Source organism: Gilvimarinus japonicus, from assembly GCF_042847215.1.
Taxonomy (GTDB): Bacteria; Pseudomonadota; Gammaproteobacteria; order Pseudomonadales; family Cellvibrionaceae; genus Gilvimarinus; species Gilvimarinus japonicus.
This window is the reverse complement of the sequence record NZ_AP031500.1, coordinates 2,785,129-2,804,190: the sequence shown is the minus strand read 5'-3', so window position 1 is coordinate 2,804,190 and position 19,062 is coordinate 2,785,129. Positions and strand designations below refer to the sequence as shown.

18 protein-coding genes are annotated in these 19,062 nt (G+C 53.9%); 11 read left to right on the top strand and 7 right to left on the bottom strand.

Annotated elements, in window-relative coordinates:
- The first annotated feature begins 186 nt into the window (after positions 1-186).
- The 8 genes from ACGHAD_RS11920 (at position 187) to ACGHAD_RS11885 (ending at position 5,617) form a co-directional block, all read left to right on the top strand.
- On the top strand, positions 187-1,119 hold the full coding sequence (locus tag ACGHAD_RS11920) for an urease accessory protein UreD (RefSeq protein WP_382417244.1): 933 nt from the start codon (positions 187-189) through the stop codon (positions 1,117-1,119).
- 63 nt (positions 1,120-1,182) lie between these two features.
- The gene (ureA, locus tag ACGHAD_RS11915) at positions 1,183-1,485 is read left to right on the top strand and encodes an urease subunit gamma (protein ID WP_041522751.1); all 303 of its coding nucleotides are present in this window, start codon (positions 1,183-1,185) and stop codon (positions 1,483-1,485) included.
- Between the two features lie 8 nt (positions 1,486-1,493).
- Positions 1,494-1,799 carry an urease subunit beta gene (locus ACGHAD_RS11910; protein ID WP_041522752.1) on the top strand — a complete coding sequence of 102 codons (306 nt, stop codon included), beginning with the start codon at positions 1,494-1,496 and terminating at the stop codon, positions 1,797-1,799.
- Between the two features lies 1 nt (position 1,800).
- A complete protein-coding gene (gene ureC / locus ACGHAD_RS11905) occupies positions 1,801-3,504 on the top strand; it encodes an urease subunit alpha (RefSeq protein ID WP_382417242.1) in 1,704 nt (567 codons plus the stop codon).
- Between the two features lie 10 nt (positions 3,505-3,514).
- Positions 3,515-4,033, top strand: coding sequence for an urease accessory protein UreE (ureE, locus tag ACGHAD_RS11900; RefSeq protein ID WP_382417240.1), 519 nt, complete (start codon positions 3,515-3,517; stop codon positions 4,031-4,033).
- Positions 4,033-4,701: an urease accessory protein UreF gene (locus ACGHAD_RS11895; protein ID WP_382417238.1), complete on the top strand. Its 669-nt coding sequence runs from the start codon at positions 4,033-4,035 to the stop codon at positions 4,699-4,701. Before ureE ends, ACGHAD_RS11895 begins: the two co-directional genes overlap by 1 nt.
- A 16-nt stretch (positions 4,702-4,717) precedes the next feature.
- The gene (ureG, locus tag ACGHAD_RS11890; RefSeq protein WP_339617740.1) at positions 4,718-5,335 is read left to right on the top strand and encodes an urease accessory protein UreG; all 618 of its coding nucleotides are present in this window, start codon (positions 4,718-4,720) and stop codon (positions 5,333-5,335) included.
- A 60-nt stretch (positions 5,336-5,395) separates the two neighbouring features.
- Positions 5,396-5,617, top strand: a complete 222-nt coding sequence (locus ACGHAD_RS11885) for a hypothetical protein (RefSeq protein ID WP_382417235.1) — start codon at positions 5,396-5,398, stop codon at positions 5,615-5,617.
- A gap of 41 nt (positions 5,618-5,658) precedes the next feature.
- On the opposite strand, the gene ACGHAD_RS11880 is transcribed toward ACGHAD_RS11885, so the two are convergent.
- Positions 5,659-6,816, bottom strand: a complete 1,158-nt coding sequence (locus ACGHAD_RS11880; RefSeq protein WP_382417233.1) for a glycoside hydrolase family 105 protein — start codon at positions 6,814-6,816, stop codon at positions 5,659-5,661.
- 186 nt (positions 6,817-7,002) lie between these two features.
- On the opposite strand from ACGHAD_RS11880, the gene ACGHAD_RS11875 reads away from it, so the two are divergent.
- Positions 7,003-8,943 carry an InlB B-repeat-containing protein gene (locus tag ACGHAD_RS11875; protein ID WP_382417232.1) on the top strand — a complete coding sequence of 647 codons (1,941 nt, stop codon included), beginning with the start codon at positions 7,003-7,005 and terminating at the stop codon, positions 8,941-8,943.
- A 68-nt stretch (positions 8,944-9,011) separates the two neighbouring features.
- On the opposite strand, the gene mgrA is transcribed toward ACGHAD_RS11875, so the two are convergent.
- The 3 genes from mgrA to ACGHAD_RS11860 form a co-directional block, all read right to left on the bottom strand.
- Entirely contained in the window at positions 9,012-10,025 is a 1,014-nt protein-coding gene (mgrA, locus tag ACGHAD_RS11870; protein ID WP_382417230.1) for an L-glyceraldehyde 3-phosphate reductase, read from the bottom strand.
- Between the two features lie 136 nt (positions 10,026-10,161).
- The gene (cysK, locus tag ACGHAD_RS11865) at positions 10,162-11,079 is read right to left on the bottom strand and encodes a cysteine synthase A (protein WP_382417228.1); all 918 of its coding nucleotides are present in this window, start codon (positions 11,077-11,079) and stop codon (positions 10,162-10,164) included.
- Positions 11,080-11,280: 201 nt separating this feature from the next.
- Positions 11,281-12,537, bottom strand: a complete 1,257-nt coding sequence (locus ACGHAD_RS11860) for a hypothetical protein (RefSeq protein ID WP_382417226.1) — start codon at positions 12,535-12,537, stop codon at positions 11,281-11,283.
- A gap of 288 nt (positions 12,538-12,825) precedes the next feature.
- Between ACGHAD_RS11860 and ACGHAD_RS11855 the strand changes: the two genes are divergently transcribed.
- Together ACGHAD_RS11855 and ACGHAD_RS11850 are read left to right on the top strand one after the other, a co-directional pair.
- On the top strand, positions 12,826-13,764 hold the full coding sequence (locus ACGHAD_RS11855) for an HPP family protein (protein WP_382417224.1): 939 nt from the start codon (positions 12,826-12,828) through the stop codon (positions 13,762-13,764).
- A 107-nt stretch (positions 13,765-13,871) separates the two neighbouring features.
- The gene (locus ACGHAD_RS11850; protein WP_339617732.1) at positions 13,872-14,360 is read left to right on the top strand and encodes a YgjV family protein; all 489 of its coding nucleotides are present in this window, start codon (positions 13,872-13,874) and stop codon (positions 14,358-14,360) included.
- A 96-nt stretch (positions 14,361-14,456) separates the two neighbouring features.
- Here ACGHAD_RS11850 and ACGHAD_RS11845 read toward each other — a convergent pair whose 3' ends face one another.
- The 3 genes from ACGHAD_RS11845 to ACGHAD_RS11835 form a co-directional block, all read right to left on the bottom strand.
- Complete coding sequence (locus ACGHAD_RS11845) at positions 14,457-15,029, bottom strand: outer membrane beta-barrel protein (RefSeq protein WP_339617731.1); 573 nt, start codon at positions 15,027-15,029, stop codon at positions 14,457-14,459.
- Between the two features lie 601 nt (positions 15,030-15,630).
- Positions 15,631-16,785, bottom strand: a complete 1,155-nt coding sequence (locus tag ACGHAD_RS11840) for a pectate lyase (RefSeq protein ID WP_339617730.1) — start codon at positions 16,783-16,785, stop codon at positions 15,631-15,633.
- Between the two features lie 88 nt (positions 16,786-16,873).
- Positions 16,874-19,039 carry a hypothetical protein gene (locus ACGHAD_RS11835; protein ID WP_382417221.1) on the bottom strand — a complete coding sequence of 722 codons (2,166 nt, stop codon included), beginning with the start codon at positions 19,037-19,039 and terminating at the stop codon, positions 16,874-16,876.
- Positions 19,040-19,062: the final 23 nt, after the last annotated feature.

The window sequence follows — 19,062 nt, the reverse complement described above, 5'->3', positions numbered from 1 at the left end:
GCACAGATATGGTGCGACATTGGGCGTTGATATTTTATGTGGTCTGTTTTGGTGCGCTCCGTTGGGGCGGGCGCCGCACCTTAGGGCCTGCGCGGCTATTTTGATTGGCATAGATCTTGATCTGTAGATCCGGCTAACGAGACGATAAAGGCCCTTAAGCGCGGCCACCAAAGAGAGCGACAACCTGTGCCCCATTCAACCAGTGCTGCTGGGTTATCCGAGCTAGAGTTAGCCGCGGATGACGCGATAGCGCCGAGTCCTTTGCCCCAAGTGGCGCGCCAATGGTGTGCGTCTATCGATATTGAGCTGGCCCAACGGGCCGGGCGCACCGCATTGATGCGTGCGCGGCACAAAGGTCCGTTGCGCATTCAGCGGCTGTTTTACCCCGAAGCCAATGGCTGCGCTCATGTTTACTTGCTGCACCCGCCGGGTGGCTTGGTGGTGGGCGATGAGCTGACGATCTCGCTGCGTGCGGCAGCTGGTGCGCACGGCTTATTAACCACCCCGTCGGCCGGCAAAATTTATACAGTCAATGGTTTACGCCACAGCGATGCCGCGACCACACAAACCCAAAGTGTCCGTTTGATGCTCGACGCAGGCTCTGTGTGCGAGTGGTTGCCACAGGAAACAATTGTTTTTAACGGTGCGAATGCGAGGCTGAACACTCGCGTTGATGCGACAGCGGATGCCAAGTTTTGTCTGTGGGACATCGTCTGTCTGGGCCGGCCCGCGAGTCAGGAGCGTTTTACCGAAGGGCGCGTGGAGCAGATATTACAGGTTAGCGTTGATCACCGGCCGGTCTTGATTGAGCGCAACCGCATTGATGGCCGCGACCCGATTATGCAGGCACCTTGGGGGCTAAAGGGGGCGGGAAGTTTTGGCACGCTCGTGGCCAGCGTAACCCTCAATCGCGATCAGGTTGATCTGTTACTCGAAACGTTACATGAGCGCTGGCCCGATGCTAAATGGGGCTTAACGCAAAAGAAACAGTTATTCATCGCCCGCTACTTAGGCGCAAGTGCCGCAGAATGCCGGTTTGGTTTTATTGCCATTTGGCAATCGCTGCGCCCGATTATGTTGGGTTGTGAAGCGTTAGAGCCGCGTATCTGGAATACCTAAGTATAAGCGTTTAATGGGTGACGTTGCTGCGCCCGGTAATCAATATATCGATAGGAGAGAGCTGTGGAACTATCGCCCAGAGACAAAGATAAACTGTTGCTGTTTACCGCGGCGCTACTTGCCGAGCGGCGCAAAAATCGCGGCGTTAAACTCAACTACCCAGAGTCGGTTGCGTTTATCAGCGCCGAAATAATGGAGGGCGCGCGCGACGGCAAAACCGTCGCCGAGCTGATGGATTACGGGCGCCAGATTTTGCGCCGCGAAGATGTCATGGATGGTATCCCCGAGATGGTGCATGAGGTGCAAGTCGAGGCGACCTTCCCCGACGGTACTAAGCTTGTCACCGTTCACAACCCGATCGTTTAGGAGGCGCTATGATTCCCGGAGAGTACGACATTTTGCCTGGTGAAATCGAGCTAAACCCAGGCCGCGAGACGGTGACCTTAAGTATTTCCAACAGCGGCGATCGCCCCATACAAGTGGGCTCGCATTATCATTTTTACGAGACTAACGCCGCACTTAACTTTGAGCGAGATAAAGCCCGCGGGTTTCGCTTAAACATTGCCGCTGGCACGGCTGTGCGTTTTGAGCCAGGCCAAACTCGCGAGGTGGAGTTAGTCGCACTAGAGGGTGCTCGCACAGTATACGGGTTTCGTGGCGATGTAATGGGGGAGCTATAAGATGGCGACAATAGACAGGCGCGCGTACGCCGATATGTTCGGCCCCACCACTGGGGATAAAGTTCGCTTAGGGGATACCGAGTTGTGGCTCGAGGTCGAGCGCGACTACACCCGCTACGGCGAAGAGGTAAAGTTTGGCGGCGGTAAAGTGATTCGCGATGGCATGGGCCAATCGCAAGCCAGCTGCTTTGACACCCCCGACACCGTCATTACCAACGCCTTAATTCTGGACTATTGGGGCGTGGTAAAAGCCGATGTCGCGATTAACGATGGCCGTATTAGCGCTATTGGTAAAGCCGGTAACCCGGATGTGCAGTCCGAGGTGGATATCGTCATTGGCCCCGGCACAGAAATTATTGCCGGCGAAGGCCAGATTTTAACCGCAGGCGGTATTGATGCTCATATCCATTTTATTTGCCCGCAGCAAATCGAAGAAGCGCTGATGAGTGGTGTTACCACCATGATTGGCGGCGGCACCGGCCCGGCGACGGGTACTAAAGCGACTACTTGTACCCCTGGCCCCTGGCACATCGGTAAAATGCTGCAAGCGGTGGAAAGCTTTCCGATGAACATTGGTTTACTCGGTAAGGGTAACGCCAGTTTACCGATCGCCCTGGAAGAACAGTTACAGGCCGGCGCGTTGGGTTTAAAGCTCCACGAAGATTGGGGCACCACGCCCGCGAGCATTGATAATTGCCTGAGCGTGGCCGAAAAATACGACGTGCAAGTGGCGATTCACACCGACACGCTGAATGAATCCGGTTTTGTTGAGGACACCATTGCCGCGTTTGCCGGTCGCACGATTCACACGTATCACACCGAGGGCGCCGGCGGGGGGCACGCCCCCGACATTATTAAAGCCTGCGGATTGGATAACGTCTTACCGTCGTCCACTAACCCGACCCGGCCCTACACGGTGAATACCATCGACGAGCATTTGGACATGTTGATGGTGTGCCACCACCTTGACCCGAACATTCCCGAGGACGTGGCCTTTGCCGACTCGCGTATTCGTAAAGAGACCATTGCCGCCGAAGATATTTTGCACGACTTAGGCGCGTTTTCGATGATCAGCTCCGACTCGCAAGCCATGGGCCGGGTGGGCGAGGTGGTAAGCCGCACGTGGCAGACGGCGCACAAAATGCGCGTGCAACGCGGCGCATTGCCGGGCGAAACCAGCAGCGCCGATAACTTGCGAGCTAAGCGCTACATTGCAAAATACACCATTAACCCCGCGGTGGCGCACGGTATCTCGCACGAGGTGGGCTCGGTCGAGGTGGGTAAACTGGCCGACTTAGTCATGTGGAAGCCGGCGTTTTTTGGCATTAAGCCCGCGTTGATTATCAAAGGCGGCGCTATTGCTGCGGCTCCGATGGGCGACCCGAACGCGTCTATCCCGACACCGCAACCCGTGCATTACCGGCCCATGTTTGGTGCTTACGGCCGCGCCTGCACCGGCACCAGCGTTAGCTTTGTCAGCCAGGCGGCGTTAGAGGCCGGTATTGCCGGCTCGTTTGAATTAGAGAGGCGCCTGGTGGCCGTTAAAAATTGTCGCTCGGTAACCAAAGCCGATATGCGCCTAAACGACTACCAGCCCCATATGGAAGTCGACCCACAAACCTACGAAGTGCGTGCCGATGGCCAGTTACTGACCTGCGAGCCCGCCACCGAGCTGCCGTTGGCGCAGCGCTATAGCCTGTTTTAAGTGAGTTGTTATGTTAGAAGCCTTTAGCGTTAAACCCGAGGCAGCCCCCGGGGCTGTGTTGGAAGTAGAAGCCACTTTCGAGCAGCGGCAAAAAAGCCGCTATCGCACGACCACCCGTTGCGGCAAGCCGCTGGGGTGGTTTATCGAGCGCGGCCATGTGTTGCTCGATGGCGAGGTGCTGGAGTGTAGCGATGGCCAACAGGTTCGCGTGATTGCCGCACTGGAGCCGGTCAGCCAAGTAACCAGCGATGATGCCTTAGCGCTGACACGGGCGGCATACCATTTGGGCAATCGCCATATGCCGCTACAAATTGGCGCCGGTTTTTTACGTTATCAGCACGATCATGTCTTAGATTTAATGGTCGAGGGTTTGGGCCTCGCGGTTAACTTTGAGAAGCAGCCCTTTCAACCCGAAAACGGCGCCTATCACGGCAAAAGCCACGGTCATGCACATTCTCACGCTCATGGTCACAGTCATTCCCACGCCCATTCTAATAGCCACGATCATCACGTGGAGCACAGTCACTGATGTCCGGCTCGCTGCTGCACTTAATGCACTTGGTGAGCCCGGCGCTACCGGTAGGCGCTTATGCGTATTCGCAAGGGCTGGAGTACGCCATCGATAGCGGCTGGGCCGGCAGCGAGCCGGCGCTGCAAGACTGGATCGAGCAAGTGATGACCCACAGCCTGGGGCAGCTTGATGTACCGGTTTTGCGTCGGGTGTATAACGCGTGGCAAGCCGATGATTTAGCACAGGTCAATGATTGGAACGACTTTGTCCTGGCCTGTCGTGAGACCCAAGAGTTACTGCTTGAGGATGAACAATTGGGTTTGGCGCTCGGGCGTTTGCTTGAATCACTCGATATCTCGCAGGCGGCGCGCTCAAACTTTAACAGCTCACCCAGCTACGTAACCTTGTTTGCCCTGGCCGGTGTTAAGTGGCAGGTGAGTGTGGATGAGCTAGCTCGGGGTTTTGTCTGGAGCTGGCTCGAGAACCAAGTGGCCGCCGCCACTAAAATTGTGCCGCTAGGCCAAACCCGCGCGCAGCAATTACTGGTGGCATTAATGCCGGCGGTGGATGAGGTGTGTGAGCGGGCTAAAACATTAACCGACGACGAGTTGGGCCTGAGTTTACCGGGCCTTGCCATGGCCTCGTGTTTACACGAGCGGCAATACACTCGTCTGTTTCGATCATAAGAGGAAGTTAAACCGTATGAACAAACCAGCACTACGTTTAGGTATTGGCGGCCCCGTTGGCTCGGGTAAAACCGCCTTAGTCAAAACCCTATGTGCCCACTTAAAGGATGTCTACAACATCGCGGTGATCACCAACGATATTTACACCCGCGAAGACGCCGAGTTTTTGCAGCGCCATGAGGCGCTGGCCGACGACCGTATTATCGGCGTTGAGACAGGCGGTTGCCCGCACACCGCGATTCGTGAGGACGCCTCGATGAATCTATCCGCTGTGGCCGAACTGCAAGATCGCCACGCGGGGTTGGATGTGATTTTAATTGAAAGCGGTGGCGATAACTTAGCCGCGACTTTTAGCCCCGAGCTGTCGGATTTAACCCTTTACGTGATTGATGTTTCGGCCGGGGATAAGATTCCCCGCAAAGGCGGGCCAGGTATTACGAAATCGGATTTATTAATTATCAACAAAACCGATTTGGCGCCATTGGTGGGCGCCGATCTTGGGGTGATGGATCGCGATGCGAAAAAAATGCGCGGCGATAAGCCCTTTTTGTTTACCAATTTAAAAGATGAATCGGGTGTGGCCGAGGTGATTGCCTTTATCGAAAGCGCCGGTATGTTAACTCGTCGCGCGTAGGCCGCTATGAACGCTAAACATCACAGCTAAAATGATTGCTTAATAAGTGTGGAGAATACGATGAAGCTATTAAAAAAAATTACCGTTTGTTTGAGTGCGCTACTTATCGCGCCGTTGACGTTGGCGCACCCGGGCCACGGCGCTGGCGGGGCATCTGAGCATGTGCACTTCTCGGTTATAAGCTTAGCGGTAGTAGGCGCGGTGTTGGCTGTGTACTTTGCGCTGGCACATAAAAGCCGAGCGCGCGCTCGCGCTCGTCGCGAACAGCAAGATCGCGACTAACACGAGCAATAGCCCGGCTGTATGCCGGGCTATTGGTATTTTTATTTAGCTGACGCCTTGCCAGCGTCGTAATCTAGCATCTCCGATGCCGCTAATAAGTAGGCACCACTGCCGTACAGCTGGGTGTCGTCGGCGTGAACTTTATCGGGCTCATAGCCCACTTGCTGTACCCAGCCGAGCCAACCCTCTGGGGTTAAGCGTTTATCAATCGCCTGCCAGCCGCTGACAATTACATCGTTGAAATCAGCCGCCGGTAATAAACCGCGATTAACACCCCACGCTAAGCCAAATACCACAAAGCTACTGCCGCTGGTTTCGGGTAGCGGGTCGTAGTCGTTATCCAGTAACGATGGCGCCCACAGCCCCTCGGCGGTTTGCAGCGCACCAAAGGCGTAGGCCATTCTACGGTAGTGGGTGATAAGCTTGGGCCGCTCGGGGTGATTGTCGGGCAGCTGCTCAAGCAATAGCGGTAACCCGGCAAACACCCAACCATTGCCCCGGCTCCAAAATACCTTGTTATCGTGCTCACTGGCACGATCAAAAAAACGACTGTCGCGATAATACAGGTGGTAGGTCGGGTCAAATAAGTAGTTGGTCGTGGCCCAAAACTCGGTTAAAGCGTAATTGAGGTATTGTTCGTCGCCGCTGATACGGCTCATGGCAGCCCAAGCCGGTGGCGCCATAAACAGCGCATCTGACCAACACCAGCGCCGTTGGCAGGTGCCCTCTGATTGCCCGGTGTCGTCGCGGATAAACTCCAAAGAATTATCGGCGCCATAGGCTAGAATGTCATCAAATTTGGTCTGGGTTGGGGCGAGTGCTTGGCTATCGGCGGAATCGATTAGGGCTAAATACAGTTGCGCGATGGCCTGATCATCCGCGTGCCAGTAAAGCGGCCCTAGCTGCCAGTGGTTGGCCTCGGCCTTTTGTTGTAGCGCGCTAAGGTAGCGGCCTTCTCCTCCGGTGTCATTCCAGCGGTTTAGGCCTATATAAAAGGCCGCTTGCACCCAGCCGTCGGGTTGCGCGGTATGGTCGCGAAAGGTGCGGACGTACTCAAAGTCACCCATATGCTCAAGCTGCCAACGGGCGAGGCGATCGGCGTGACTTTGCACCTGTTGCGCCGTGATCGATGGTGTCTGGCTACAGCTGAGTAGCGACAATACGGCAGAGGCTAATACGAGCTTTAAAAATTTATTCATAGCGTTTTATGGTTGTTAAAGGCGAGTGCGAAACATACTACCGCTTTTGGGGGCGATATTTAAACCTGTTAAATTGTGTACAAATGCGCGAGGTTGCCTGCGCGATGCCGGCAATTTCGATATACTCGCGACGATTGTCACCAAAGGCTGGCAAACGATGGTAATAAAGTTAATTAGGGAGATTGTATGACGTATCGTGTATTAACAGCGCCTGTGCGCTGGACACTGCTGTGTTTGAGCGTTGCCGTAGTGGCGGGGTGTGGCAGTGACGATAATTCCGCGGAATTGGAAACCATCCATGTTACAGCCAGCAGCGGCGAGGGAGGCACAGTTACGCCACTTGAGTCTGATGTTCCTCGCGGCGCCACACTCCATATCACGGCGCACCCCGATTTAGGTTTTCGACTGCTCAATATGACAGGTTGTAATGGTACCGTCATCGACGAGAACCATTACAAAACCGCTGATATTGAAGCGCCTTGTCATATTCAGGCGACCTTCGAGACCGGCCCCGTTGAAGAGCAGGCTGACCTGCAGTTTAGCAATACCGCGATTGCCCGAAGCATTGGCTTTAAGTGGGATGAGGTGACGTACGCGCTACGCTACACGCTTTATAAAAACATCGACGGTGAATCTGGCTTTACCCAAATAGGCCCTGAGTTTGCCGGTGACGTGCTGAGTTACCAAAGTGTCGAGACGTTGTACGATAACCTTGAAGCTGAATATAAACTCGAGGCTTGCAACGACGAAAGCTGCATGGATTCAGAGCTGCTATTAACCGACAGCGGTATTAACCAAGCCATTGGTTACATTAAACGCCCGGAGGGGGATGGCAGTCTGCATCTTGGAAATGCGTTGGCCTTTAGTGGTGACGGTAAAACGCTGGTGGCTAGCGCGCCGGAAAACTGCAGCGCTGCTAACCAAGGCCTGTGTAGCGGTGTCGTCTACGTTTATCGTTTAGGTGAAACGCGCTGGCAATTTGAGGCAGCGTTAGAGTTAGACGATATTCGTGCTGACTCGCGCTTTGGCGAGCGAGTCAGCTTGAGCCGAGACGGAAATAAAGTGGCCATTAGTGCGCCTTTTGTACCTGCCTCGTTTAGTGATACCAATGATACTCGTGTAGGCGCTGTTTACACTTATGAGTTTGACAACGGTAGCTGGACTCAGGCGCAAGCGCTAACGGGGGATGAGCAAGGCGAAGATGGCTCACGTTTGCTGGGCTTTGGCGCCGACATCGCGTTAAGCGGCGATGGCGACACCTTGGCATTAGTGGCGCAAGAATTAATCACTGAAGATGGTCAGGCGTTGTTATATCGTTTAAATACGGATGACAACAACGAAAACGTGTGGGAACTAAAACAGCGCTTTGATACGGCCAGCGCAGTGAGTTTAGATAACACCGGCAACTACCTGGCATTGGGGTTGCGCAATGGGACCGAGCTGGATGGCGAAGAAACGGAGGTAGGTGTTACCCAAGTATACCACTACAACGCCGAGGCTGATGAGGAAGAGCAGTGGGAGCTTGCAACCGAGCTGAATGCGCCTGAGGTTTTTACGGGGCAGCATTTTGGTCATCGTGTATTGCTGAGCAATGATGGCACCAAACTACTGGTGGGGGTGAACTACGATAGCACGTTGGTCGATGCCGGGCAGCTTGAAAAGCCAGAAGTTTATATGTATCAACGTGACTCCGGTGAGTGGAGTTTGGCGCACACTTTTGCTCAGCTTGATCAGCAAGGCGCGATTGATAGCGACGATAATGGCCGGTCGCGCTACGGTAGCGTGTTCTCTATGAGTCGCGATGGCACTCGGGTGCTGATTGGAGACCCCACCGAAGATGGTAACGGCAATGGTTTTTTTGCTAACGACGGTAATAATGCCGCGGGGTTAGCCGGGGCTGCGTACTTGTATAACTACGCCGATGGCGCGTGGCAAGAAGAGATTTATATTAAGGCTAAAAATACCGACGCGGGCGATCGGTTTGGCGAGGCTGTGAGCATTAGCGGCGACGGTAAAATTATTGCGATAGGCGCGCCGGAAGAAGACGGCCCTGCAGTTGGCGTTGACACCGCGGTGACGGCCGATAACGGCAACGCCGATGGCAGTGGTGCAGTGTATTTGTATTAGCCCAACTTATAAAACACACAAAAAAGGCGCTGAAACTTCAGCGCCTTTTTTGTGTGTGCAGCCTAAAATTATGCGAGAATTTGGTCGATGCTTTTTAACTCGGCCGCGCTAAAGTCTAAGTTGTTGAGCGCCGCGACTGAGTCTTCAATTTGTGCCACGCGGCTCGCGCCAATAATCGCACTGGTCACGGTTTTATTGTTTAACACCCATGCCAAGGCCATTTGTGCGAGTGATTGACCGCGTGTTTCAGCGATTTGATTCAGCGCATTAATTTTACTCAGGGTAGCCTCGTCGAGATCGTTTTCGCTGAGGTAGATTTGCTCGCCGCGGGCGGCGCGCGAATCTTTGGGGATTCCGCCTAAGTATTTATTGGTGAGCCTGCCCTGAGATAGTGGCGAGAAGACAATTGCACCCACGCCTTCGTCATCTAGTGCATCGGTTAAACCGTCTTCGATCCAGCGGTCTAGCATGTTGTAGCGTGGCTGATGAATCAGCAGCGGTGTGCCTAAGCTTTTTAAGATGGCGGCGGCTTCGCGGGTTTGCTCTGGATTGTAGCTTGAGATACCCACGTATAGGGCGCGGCCCGAGCGGACAATATAATCCAGTGCCTGCATGGTTTCTTCTAACGGTGTTTCCGGATCAAAGCAGTGCGAGTAAAAAATATCAAAGTAATCGACGCCGCAGCGCTTTAAGCTCTGGTCACAACTGGCGACCAAGTATTTGCGCGATCCGCCAATGCCGTAGGGGCCGGGCCACATGTCATAACCAGCTTTGCTGGAGATGATCAGCTCGTCGCGGTAGTGGGATAAACCCTCGGCCATTACCTGGCCAAAGGTCGATTCCGCCGAGCCGTAATTAGGGCCGTAATTGTTGGCCAGATCAAAATGATTGATGCCTAAATCAAATGCGCGATAGATCATGTTGCGGGCGTTAGCAAGTGAGTCGACTGCGCCAAAATTTTGCCAAAGGCCCAGTGACAATTGCGGTAAGCGCAGACCGCTTTTGCCGCAGCGTGGGTAGCTCATGGATTGATAACGATCGGGGGCCGCAACGTAGCGCGGGTTTGGCTCGTGGGTAATCATTGTGTGCTCTCTTAGTGGCAGTCTCAGTGTTAGGTTTTCTGGCTTATTATGGATGTGTGCCAGTGGTGGTATTCTACGCAAAAGCCGACCGCAAGCGGCCGGCCATGACGATTCTTAACGAAGTTTGTGGGGTTCTTTAGGCGCCGAACAAATCGTCGACAGATAAGTAGCGCTCACCGGTATCGTAGCTAAACGTTAGAATACGGCTGCCGGGAGCAAAGTCTGCCTCGCGCTGTTTGATTGCAGCAAGACTGGCACCGGACGAGATACCGACAAAAATGGCCTCTTTGCGGGCGCATTCGCGGGCCATTGCAAAGCTGTCTTCCTCACTCACGGCAATGGTGCCATCAAGGTTGTCGGTGTTGAGAATATCCGGCACAAACCCCGCCCCTATGCCTTGCAAGCGGTGCGGGCCTTTATCCTTACCGGCAATGACCTGTGAGTTTTCGGGCTCAACCGCAAAGGTTTGCAGTTTAGGAAAGGCAGCTTTGAGCTCCTCCGAGCAAGCGGTAATGTGGCCGCCAGTGCCCACGCCCGTAATTAAATAATCGAGGCCTTCGGGAAAGTCTGCCAAAATCTCTTTGGCGGTGGTGTTGCGGTGCGCCTCGACGTTGGCCTTGTTGGTAAATTGCTGTGGAATCCAGCTATTGGGAAAATCGTCGTGCAGCTCGTTAGCCTTGGCGATGGCGCCGCCCATACCTAGCTCTTTGGGGGTTAGCTCCAGCTCGGCGCCGAGTGCCTTCATGACTTTGCGCCGCTCAATGGACATAGATTCGGGCATCGCTAAAATCAAACGATAACCACGCGCCGCCGCGACCATGGCGAGGCCAATACCGGTGTTGCCGCTGGTGGGTTCAATAATCACGGTGTCGGGTTTTAACAGGCCTTTTTGCTCGGCCTCTTCGATCATCGCCAGTGCGATACGGTCTTTAATGCTGCTGCCGGGGTTAAACCGTTCGACCTTCATCCACACTTCGATGTCGGAGCGAAATAGGTTGTTGATTTTGACGTGAGGGGTGTTGCCGATGGTTTCGAGGATATTGTTAACTTTCATAATGGCGCTCCCTGTTTGAGTTGACCGGGACTACTGGTGAGCACCGCCGATGTACGCGGCACTCAGAGTAGCTTTGATGATAATCTAACAGAAACAGGGGGTTTTGGGCAGGGTGGTGGTTTGTGGCTGTTGCGTTCGAGTGACTTTATTGTGCGGCAGTGGTGGTATCAAGCCCGCCACTGCGCACGATGCCACGGCGGCTCAATCCTCAAGCAACTTGTTTGCTAATACCTTAGATGGCTCACCGGTGAGCTCTTCTACAATTTCACGCAACTGCTCTAGGCTGACTTCGCCCAGTTGCATCATGGCGCGGGTGGCGTTATCTAGGCTTTTGTTGCCATCGGTGCGCGCTTGTATCTCGGCGTCTAGCTCGCCAAACAGCAGGGCGGCGCGAGCGGTGCGCTCGCCGCTGGAGGCGCCACCACGTAGGTGGTCGATATCTTTACTCCAATCAGCCAGCCAGTCTTTTACAATTTTTAAGCGATTGTCGGTCAGGCCGCCGGCGCGATGTAAAACGGTGTACGAGTAGTATTCGGCTAGGCCTTCGGCGATCCAATCGTCGCCTTGGGCGCCGCTAATGCGGGTTAGGGTGTGCATTAGCTCGTGCAAGAGGGTGCTGGTGCCGTTTTCGCTCACCATGGGGCGAGCGGAGTGCACAAACAGCGAGTTAGGGCCCGATAAGCCACCGCGCCACATGGGGTCGCCAGCCATAACCATGAGTATTTTGGGTGGCATGGTGCCGACAATCTCTTGCAGTGTTGGCCAGTTGAGCATGACAAAGCTCAGTACATCCATGCGGCGAAGGTCATCACCGGTGGGGCCGCTGACCACAATATGGGTATCGGGTAAGTGTTCGCGCCGGGTACCCAATGCACCAGCGATAAACCAACCGGTTGGCCGGTCAAAGCGGCGCTCGGGGTTGTCGATCTTAAAGCTGCGCTCGTCCGCTTGTTTTTGCCAGCCGCTGTTGACGCTGGTCCAGCCCTCCGGCAGGGTAAAATGTAAGGTGGCGCGACTCTCTATGCCCTTACGCCCGCGCACGGTGGCGGGAGGGATTAAATCGTCGCCACGAAAAATGGCAAAATCGTTTTCTCGCAAAGCATCGTAACCACCGCTGTCGCGCTTGTGAGTCATTTTAACCTGCAAACTTAGCCAAGCGTCTTTACTGGGGGGCAGCCAGCGGGCGCGGCCATCGTCTATTTCCAGCTCGCCGCTGGCTTTAAGGTCGCTGTGAAAAGCGTCGTTAAGGTTAAAGTCGAATTCGGTTACGCCGCTGTCGTCGCCTAACTCAATCCGCACCAAGGCATACTTATGGGAGTCGCTTAGGTCTACTTGATAGGTTAGATCGTAGGTGTCTTCGCTGTTTGCGTAGGCCGTTTGTGCCATACATATTGTAAAAACTACCGCGATAAAAGCGCGGATAAAATGCGCCGTGTGGCCTAGAGGGGTTACAGACATTGGGTTGAGCTTCCTAATTAAAGTATGTGTTGATGCGGCTTCGGGGCTTTGACTAACGCGGCGCCACTCGGTTCGTATGGGGCGCACGGTATCACAGGCTTTTGTGTGCTGTGGTGGATAACACTTGCTCCTGTTATCGGTGATCACTATGATTGCACCCTTTTTGTGCAGGGCCTTTAGGGCCGTGCGATCTTAGTGCCGCGGCTATTGGATTAGCAAAGATAACGCCAAGTGCAAATGTGGCGCCAAATAAACCGCCAGTAATAGATGGGAACGAGGATAGCGAGAGTGAAGAGTTGGTTGCAAGCGTGCTTGGGGTTATTGGGCGTAGAGGCCAACACTACCAGTCATCACGAAAAGTGGATCTCGGCGCTGGGGGGCGGTTTAGGTATCGCGGCAGTGTATGGCTTGTCCCACTGGGCGCTGGATGGCATGGCGGCGGGTTTAATGGTGGCCTCTATGGGGGCCTCGGCGGTATTGCTGTTTGCGGTGCCCCACGGCACCTTATCGCAACCTTGGGCGGTGATTGGCGGACACCTTGTGTCGGGGTTTATCGGCGTGAGTTGTTACCTCGCGCTGGGTAATTCTCTGTTGTCGGCATCGGTGGCGGTAGGTTTGGCCGTAGGCGCGATGGCCTACTTACGCTGTATTCACCCGCCGGGCGGTGCTACGGCGCTGGCCGCCGTGATCGGTGGGCCTGCGCTGCACGCTTTAGGCTACGGCTATTTACTCACACCGGTGGCGCTTAATTTGGTCGCTATTCTTGCCGTGGCGTTGCTGTTTAACAATATGTTTCACTGGCGCCGCTATCCTGTGGCGCTTATGAAACCGCGCCAGAGCGAGCCCGACCGGCCCCATTTGGCGCTGTCGCACGAGGATTTTGCGGCGGCCATGCACGCATTGGACACCTACGTAGATGTTAGCTCTGAAGAGTTGGCCCAGCTGTTTGATCGCGCCTGGGAGCACGCCCGCGCTGCGGATCAACATGTATTAAAGTTGACCCGTGGCCACTACTACAGCAATGGGGAGGTGGGTGATCAGTGGTGTGTGCGCCAAGTGTTTGATTTGGCCGAAGAGGACGCCGGTAATCCTCGGGCGCGGTTAATTTATCGCGCGGTCGCCGGGGCCCGCGAAGAGCAAACGGGGCTGTGCCGGGTAGAGGAGTTTCGCCGCTGGGCCAAGTTCCGGGTGACGAAGCAGGGCGAGCGCTGGATTAAAGCAACGTAATTCGCAACGCCCAGTGCGATCGCCCAGAACGCCCAGAACGAGAGTATGGTAAAATGCGCCCTTAGCGCGTTTTTACCCTCTCGGAATTTCCATGTTCAATACCTTTCATGTTCGATAACCCTCTCGCTCAGTTTTTTGGGCTACTCAGTTATTGTTTGGGCATTTATTGCTTTTATCAGCGCGACGATCGCCGTCTTAAAATCGTCATGTTTATTATGCAAACCAACAACTGCATTCATTTTGCGTTACTGGGGGCGACGACGGCGTTGCTTAGCTCGATATTCTCGGTGGTTCGGACGGGGTTATCATTGCGGACCAAATCACCCTTAGTAGCGTGGTTGTTTATTGCGGTAAGTTTTTCGCTGGGGCTGTATTTAACGGATGTATGGCAAGATATGTTGCCCGTTATCGGCTCGTGTATTGGCACCTACGCGCTGTTTTGTTTGCAGGGAATCCGTATGCGCTTAGCCTTTTTGCTGGGGGCGTGCTTTTGGTTGGCCAATAATATTTACGTGGGGTCATTGGGAGGCACGTTATTGGAGGCAACCTTAATTACCGTTAACTGCCGAACCATGATAAAGCTGTATCGCGCGTAAAGTGAGTGATTTTGCGTCGTGTAATAACAAAAAGGCCCGAAGAAAGCTTCGGGCCTTTTGGCGCAATTATTAGTTATTGTGGCGCACGCGTGCTGCTTAGAATGTCACCACACCACCGACCGAGTAGAACGTCATGTCGGCGTCGTCGATTTCAAAAATCTCATACTCGGCGCGAATAGCAAACGAGCCTAACTGAACTTTGGCACCTACCCCGTAGGCGGCATCGGTGCCCGAGTCTGAGGTGTCAAATTCAAAGTTGGAAATGTCGCCATCCCAGGTGATAACCCCAGCTTTGCCGAACAAGCCAACGGGCCCTAAATCCACGCCTACTAAGCCCGCCGCAGTCCAGCCGGTGACTTCAACCTTTTGGCTGCCCAGGGCATCGTTGAGAAATTGCTCCTGTGAGCCAAAGTCGATATAGCCACCTTCTACGGCCAAATCGAGCAGGGGAAGTACCCCAAAGTTGTAGCCACCAAAAATTTTGTAGGCGGTATCGTCGTCTTTGAATTTGTAATCGATCCCGTCAAACTCCGGAAAGCTTTCGTCGTAATCGATCTCGGCGTTACCCACCGAGCCACCCAAATAAAGGCCGCTTTCGGTGCCAGCGTAAGTAAAACCAGTAGCGCTTAATGCGCCGGTTGCGAGAAGAGTACAGAGTAGTTTTTTCATTGCGTTAGCCTCCTATGCTAATAATTTTACGCCGAATGACAATAGCCCGATTTATAAAAGCTGTCTATCGAAAGGCCTGCAAAACATTAATGTTGGCGGATGAAACTGAAACATTTTGAATGTTGTAGTAACAGCTGAGCCTTAAATAGCAGACAAAAAAAGGGGCCGCAATGCGGCCCAATGGGGGAGGGTTGATGTAAGCCACGGACGTGGCTCTCATCGAAGGGAATAAAAAGGGGCCTAAGGGCGGCCCAACGAGGGTTCGGTGAAACGGATGCGATTCGAGCGGTTGCCTATTGGTCGCTGTTGCTTGACGTTCATGCTGTGCTCTCTCTCGCTGCCTTCGTTTACTGTTACTAGGTATATAGCGCGAACTGTGCCAGTTTTAAAAAGTTGTTTAAAAACAAAATGTTACGAATTTTCGGTGCTGATTTTTAATGTATGTAGGGGGTGGGGCGCGCTGGTGAGTGTAGGTTTTGGGTGTGGTCTTTGTAACTCTTACAGAAAAATGTTTAAACGCAAAAAAAACGGGCCCAGCGGGCCCGAAAGGGAGTCAGCTAAGACTTAGCTGTTGCCTTGAGGAGGCTCATGAATAGCGCGGTTAGGGCGTTGGCAAGCAGCTGGTAATTTTGCCGCTGCCGGCATTAGCGATAACGTGGGCTTTGGTGTCCGCGCCCGCCATGGCGGTGTACTCGTACTCTGGTGTATAGCTCACGGTAGAGGTTAAGTCGGTGCCGGGGCCTGCGATTAAGTCACCGCCGGCGGGATTGCTCCAGGTGATGTTGTCGTAGACGTTGTCGGCTAAATCCCAGTAGCCCACCTCTTCAGAGTAGAAGCTGACGATGGGGTTTTGCACATTTTCAAATACAGTGCCTTCAACACGAATGTTGGCGCCCATGCGGGAGTTAACGGCGGTAGAGGTAACATCTTTGTAGACGTTGTTTAGAATGTGTGCCTCGCCAAAGCGGAACAGCGGCATGCGCGAGCTGGCGTTTTCCCAGTAGTTGGCGTAGAAGGTAATGCGGCGATGGTTGTTGTCATCATCGCTGCTGCCCCACAGTGAGGTCTTCCAGCTGTCGTGCAAATAGTTGTACGAGATAGTGACATTATCGACATCGCGTTTACCACTGACGAGCTCGTCGTAATAGTCTTTGTCGCTGTTTAAGTCGTTGTAAATCTCGTTGTGGTCGATCCAAATATTGCTGGCCGGGCCTTCCAAGCTAATGCCGTCTTTCTCGCCGATATCGACGTAGCGAATGGTCAGGTTGCGGATAATAATGTTGTCCGATTTGTACACTTTAATGCCAATACCATCGAGCATGGCGCTGTCGCCGACCCCGATAATCGAGACATCGGACATTTCTTTAACATCAAATTTATCGACGTTGGAGTTGTCCGGGGTAATGGTGCCATCGACAAAAATGGTTAATGGGTTGCTGCCTTTACTGGCCAGTGCGGCTGCTAACTCGGAACCGGTGGTTACCGTAGTGGTGTCGCCGCCAGCGCCACCGGTAGTGCCCGCACCTAAACTGGCAAAGCCGACCACGGTATTCATGGTGTCGCATTGGTTGGCGACTGAGCTGCTGGAGGAGCTTTCGGTGGACGAACTTTCGCTCGAGACACTCGAGCTGGCTTCGCTGCTCGATGAAGAACTTTCTGGGTAAGTAGGATCACTGCCAGTAGGGCCGCCCGAGCCGCCGCAGGCGCTGAGGGTGGCCGTTAATGCCAGAATACTAGAAAAAGTGACTGTTTTCATGGGATGTCTCTCTGCGTTACTTCAATACATCGTGTTCTATTTTACTTAAGGAGAGGCGCGGCGGTGCGTTACACCGCCGCGATTAGCCTTAAGGAGCCAGCGGATCGATGCTGATGTTGTCGAATTCAACGGTGATGTTGTTTTCGCCAGGCGCCGCATAAAGGCCTACGTACCAAGTATCGCTATCGGTGGTTGCGGCAAAGTCGCTGGTGCTGTTTGCCTGAACAAAATCGATACCGTCTTTTGAGTAGTAGCGTTTAACGCGCTTTTCTGCACCGTCGTCATAGATCTCGATGCGCACGTAGTCGCCCACTTCTAGTTCGGGGATATCCGAGCGCGAGCGGCTGCCGCTAGGCTTCATTTGCGCCCGTGAGCCAATCAACGCCGCCGGATCACCATCGACGTAGAAACCGGCATCGGCCCAGCCAGGAAGGTCGGCAAAGTCGGCCACTGGGTCCATGTTCTCCATTGCCATAATGCCAAAGCGGTAGGCGTTGCCGGTAGCAATGTCTGCGCCTGTGACTGAGCTGATTTGCGCGGTAAACATAAAGTCGCTCATCTCAATTTTTTGGCTGGCAAAAAACATGTTGTGATTAGACGACGACATATTACCGCCGGTGGCCTCTAGCGTTACCGAGAAAGCTTCGTTTTCGCTTAAGCTGCCCGCTGGCGCAATGTCGGATTCGCCCGCCAGGTTTAAGTCATTGGGCATCCACTCGGCGTCAGCGCCCGGTGCACCATCGGTGTACTCAATTTTGATGTTCTCGATGGTGATATTGCCCACGCGGCTATCGGCGCGCAACTGCAAGAACGAGTTGGCGGTGCCAAACTCTGGCTCTAGGGTTAACTCGTAAGGCAGCGAGCTAACATCGTCGGGGGTTAGTTCGATCACTTTCGAGTCACCACCGTGAATGGAGTTGCCAGAGCTGGTGGTGTTGTTGTCAATATAAACCTGGAATTTACCTGGGTCCGCGGCATCGGCGCTGCTAAAGTCAGTAATGGTCATGCTGATGCGATACGGGGCCGATAGGTCAATATCGCCCGAGGGGTTGGTGGCCTCGGCACTCGGTACGCCTGTGTCACCGATCGTAAAGCGCGCGTTGTTCATGCTTAACGCGTTGTTCTCGACGGTAATACGGCTGCTGCCACTGGTCACTTTATAGAATGGGTCGGCGCGATCGTTTGAGATCGACAAGAAGTCGGCACCGTCAGCTTCGCCAAACAGAGTGTCGGCATCGCTTGTTAGATCGACGGTGAATGGCAAACCACCGAAAGGCGTACCTTCCACTTCAGGCTCTGGCGCATTCTCATCATCGCCGCCAGTGGCAGGGTTGACTAACTTGTAGTTGGAATCTTTGCTGGCGCAGTCGGGTTGTGGGTTATTGCCCACGTCGCTTTGGTATTCGATTAACAGATCGTCGAACACTGCCCAGCCACCACTGGAAACACGCATGGCGATAAAGGAGTTTTCCGTGCCGACTAAATCGGGCTTAGATGCGACCAGTGTGCCGCCATCTTCCAAGGTGGTATCGCCTGGAATATTAATTTCTACGCGCTTGCCTGGCACCAAAGTGTTAACCGGTACGTTAAAGATACGCGAGCCGACATTACCGCCGCCGTGAATAGAGCTGGCTTCGCTGGTGGTGTTGTTGTCGACATAAATTTGAAAATCGCTAGAGCTGGCGGTGTCGGGTGCGGCGACCACACAGAAGGAAATTTTATAATCTTGGCTCAGATCCAGTTCGCCCCAGCTTAAACCATCATCAACGCCATCGCCTGGGGTAGAGTCTTTGCGTGGGTCAGCCACGTCACCTGCCAGCGGTGATACCGTTTGGGCAATGGTAAAGCGCGCATCACCCAAGCGCATTTTTTGGTCGGCATCGGCGGTGATCCAGTTGCTGCCTTCGGTGTCAAGGCTGCCGTCTGCCATATACACGCCGGCCATTGAGTAATAAAAGCCGCCTTCGCCTTCTTCGGCTTCGCTCGCAAGGGCTTTGTAATCAGCGGAAAAAAAGCCGGTGGTGTCATTTGCACCAAACGTTTCAATAAGGGGTAAATCGGTATTGGCGATTTCGTGGAGATCACTGCCGCCACCATCGCTGCCGCCGTCACCACCGCCGTCGGGGTTTTCGATATTAATGATAATGTCTGGTGCGCTGGAGTCGGGCTCGCTGCCGCAACCGGTCATAAAGCTGCTGGCGATGATCAGGGAGCTCAGAAGCGTTAGCTTAGTATTGATAAGCTTAGTGTTCATAGTTAGATACCTTCGTTATTGTA

Coding starts and splice junctions, on each gene's coding strand:
- ACGHAD_RS11910 (WP_041522752.1), top strand. CDS start 1,494: ATGATTCCCGGAGAGTACGACATTTTGCCTGGTGAAATCGAGCTAAAC.
- ureC (WP_382417242.1), top strand. CDS start 1,801: ATGGCGACAATAGACAGGCGCGCGTACGCCGATATGTTCGGCCCCACC.
- ureE (WP_382417240.1), top strand. CDS start 3,515: ATGTTAGAAGCCTTTAGCGTTAAACCCGAGGCAGCCCCCGGGGCTGTG.
- ACGHAD_RS11895 (WP_382417238.1), top strand. CDS start 4,033: ATGTCCGGCTCGCTGCTGCACTTAATGCACTTGGTGAGCCCGGCGCTA.
- ureG (WP_339617740.1), top strand. CDS start 4,718: ATGAACAAACCAGCACTACGTTTAGGTATTGGCGGCCCCGTTGGCTCG.
- ACGHAD_RS11885 (WP_382417235.1), top strand. CDS start 5,396: ATGAAGCTATTAAAAAAAATTACCGTTTGTTTGAGTGCGCTACTTATC.
- ACGHAD_RS11880 (WP_382417233.1), bottom strand. CDS start 6,816: ATGAATAAATTTTTAAAGCTCGTATTAGCCTCTGCCGTATTGTCGCTA.
- ACGHAD_RS11875 (WP_382417232.1), top strand. CDS start 7,003: ATGACGTATCGTGTATTAACAGCGCCTGTGCGCTGGACACTGCTGTGT.
- mgrA (WP_382417230.1), bottom strand. CDS start 10,025: ATGATTACCCACGAGCCAAACCCGCGCTACGTTGCGGCCCCCGATCGT.
- cysK (WP_382417228.1), bottom strand. CDS start 11,079: ATGAAAGTTAACAATATCCTCGAAACCATCGGCAACACCCCTCACGTC.
- ACGHAD_RS11860 (WP_382417226.1), bottom strand. CDS start 12,537: ATGTCTGTAACCCCTCTAGGCCACACGGCGCATTTTATCCGCGCTTTT.
- ACGHAD_RS11850 (WP_339617732.1), top strand. CDS start 13,872: ATGTTCGATAACCCTCTCGCTCAGTTTTTTGGGCTACTCAGTTATTGT.
- ACGHAD_RS11845 (WP_339617731.1), bottom strand. CDS start 15,029: ATGAAAAAACTACTCTGTACTCTTCTCGCAACCGGCGCATTAAGCGCT.
- ACGHAD_RS11840 (WP_339617730.1), bottom strand. CDS start 16,785: ATGAAAACAGTCACTTTTTCTAGTATTCTGGCATTAACGGCCACCCTC.
- ACGHAD_RS11835 (WP_382417221.1), bottom strand. CDS start 19,039: ATGAACACTAAGCTTATCAATACTAAGCTAACGCTTCTGAGCTCCCTG.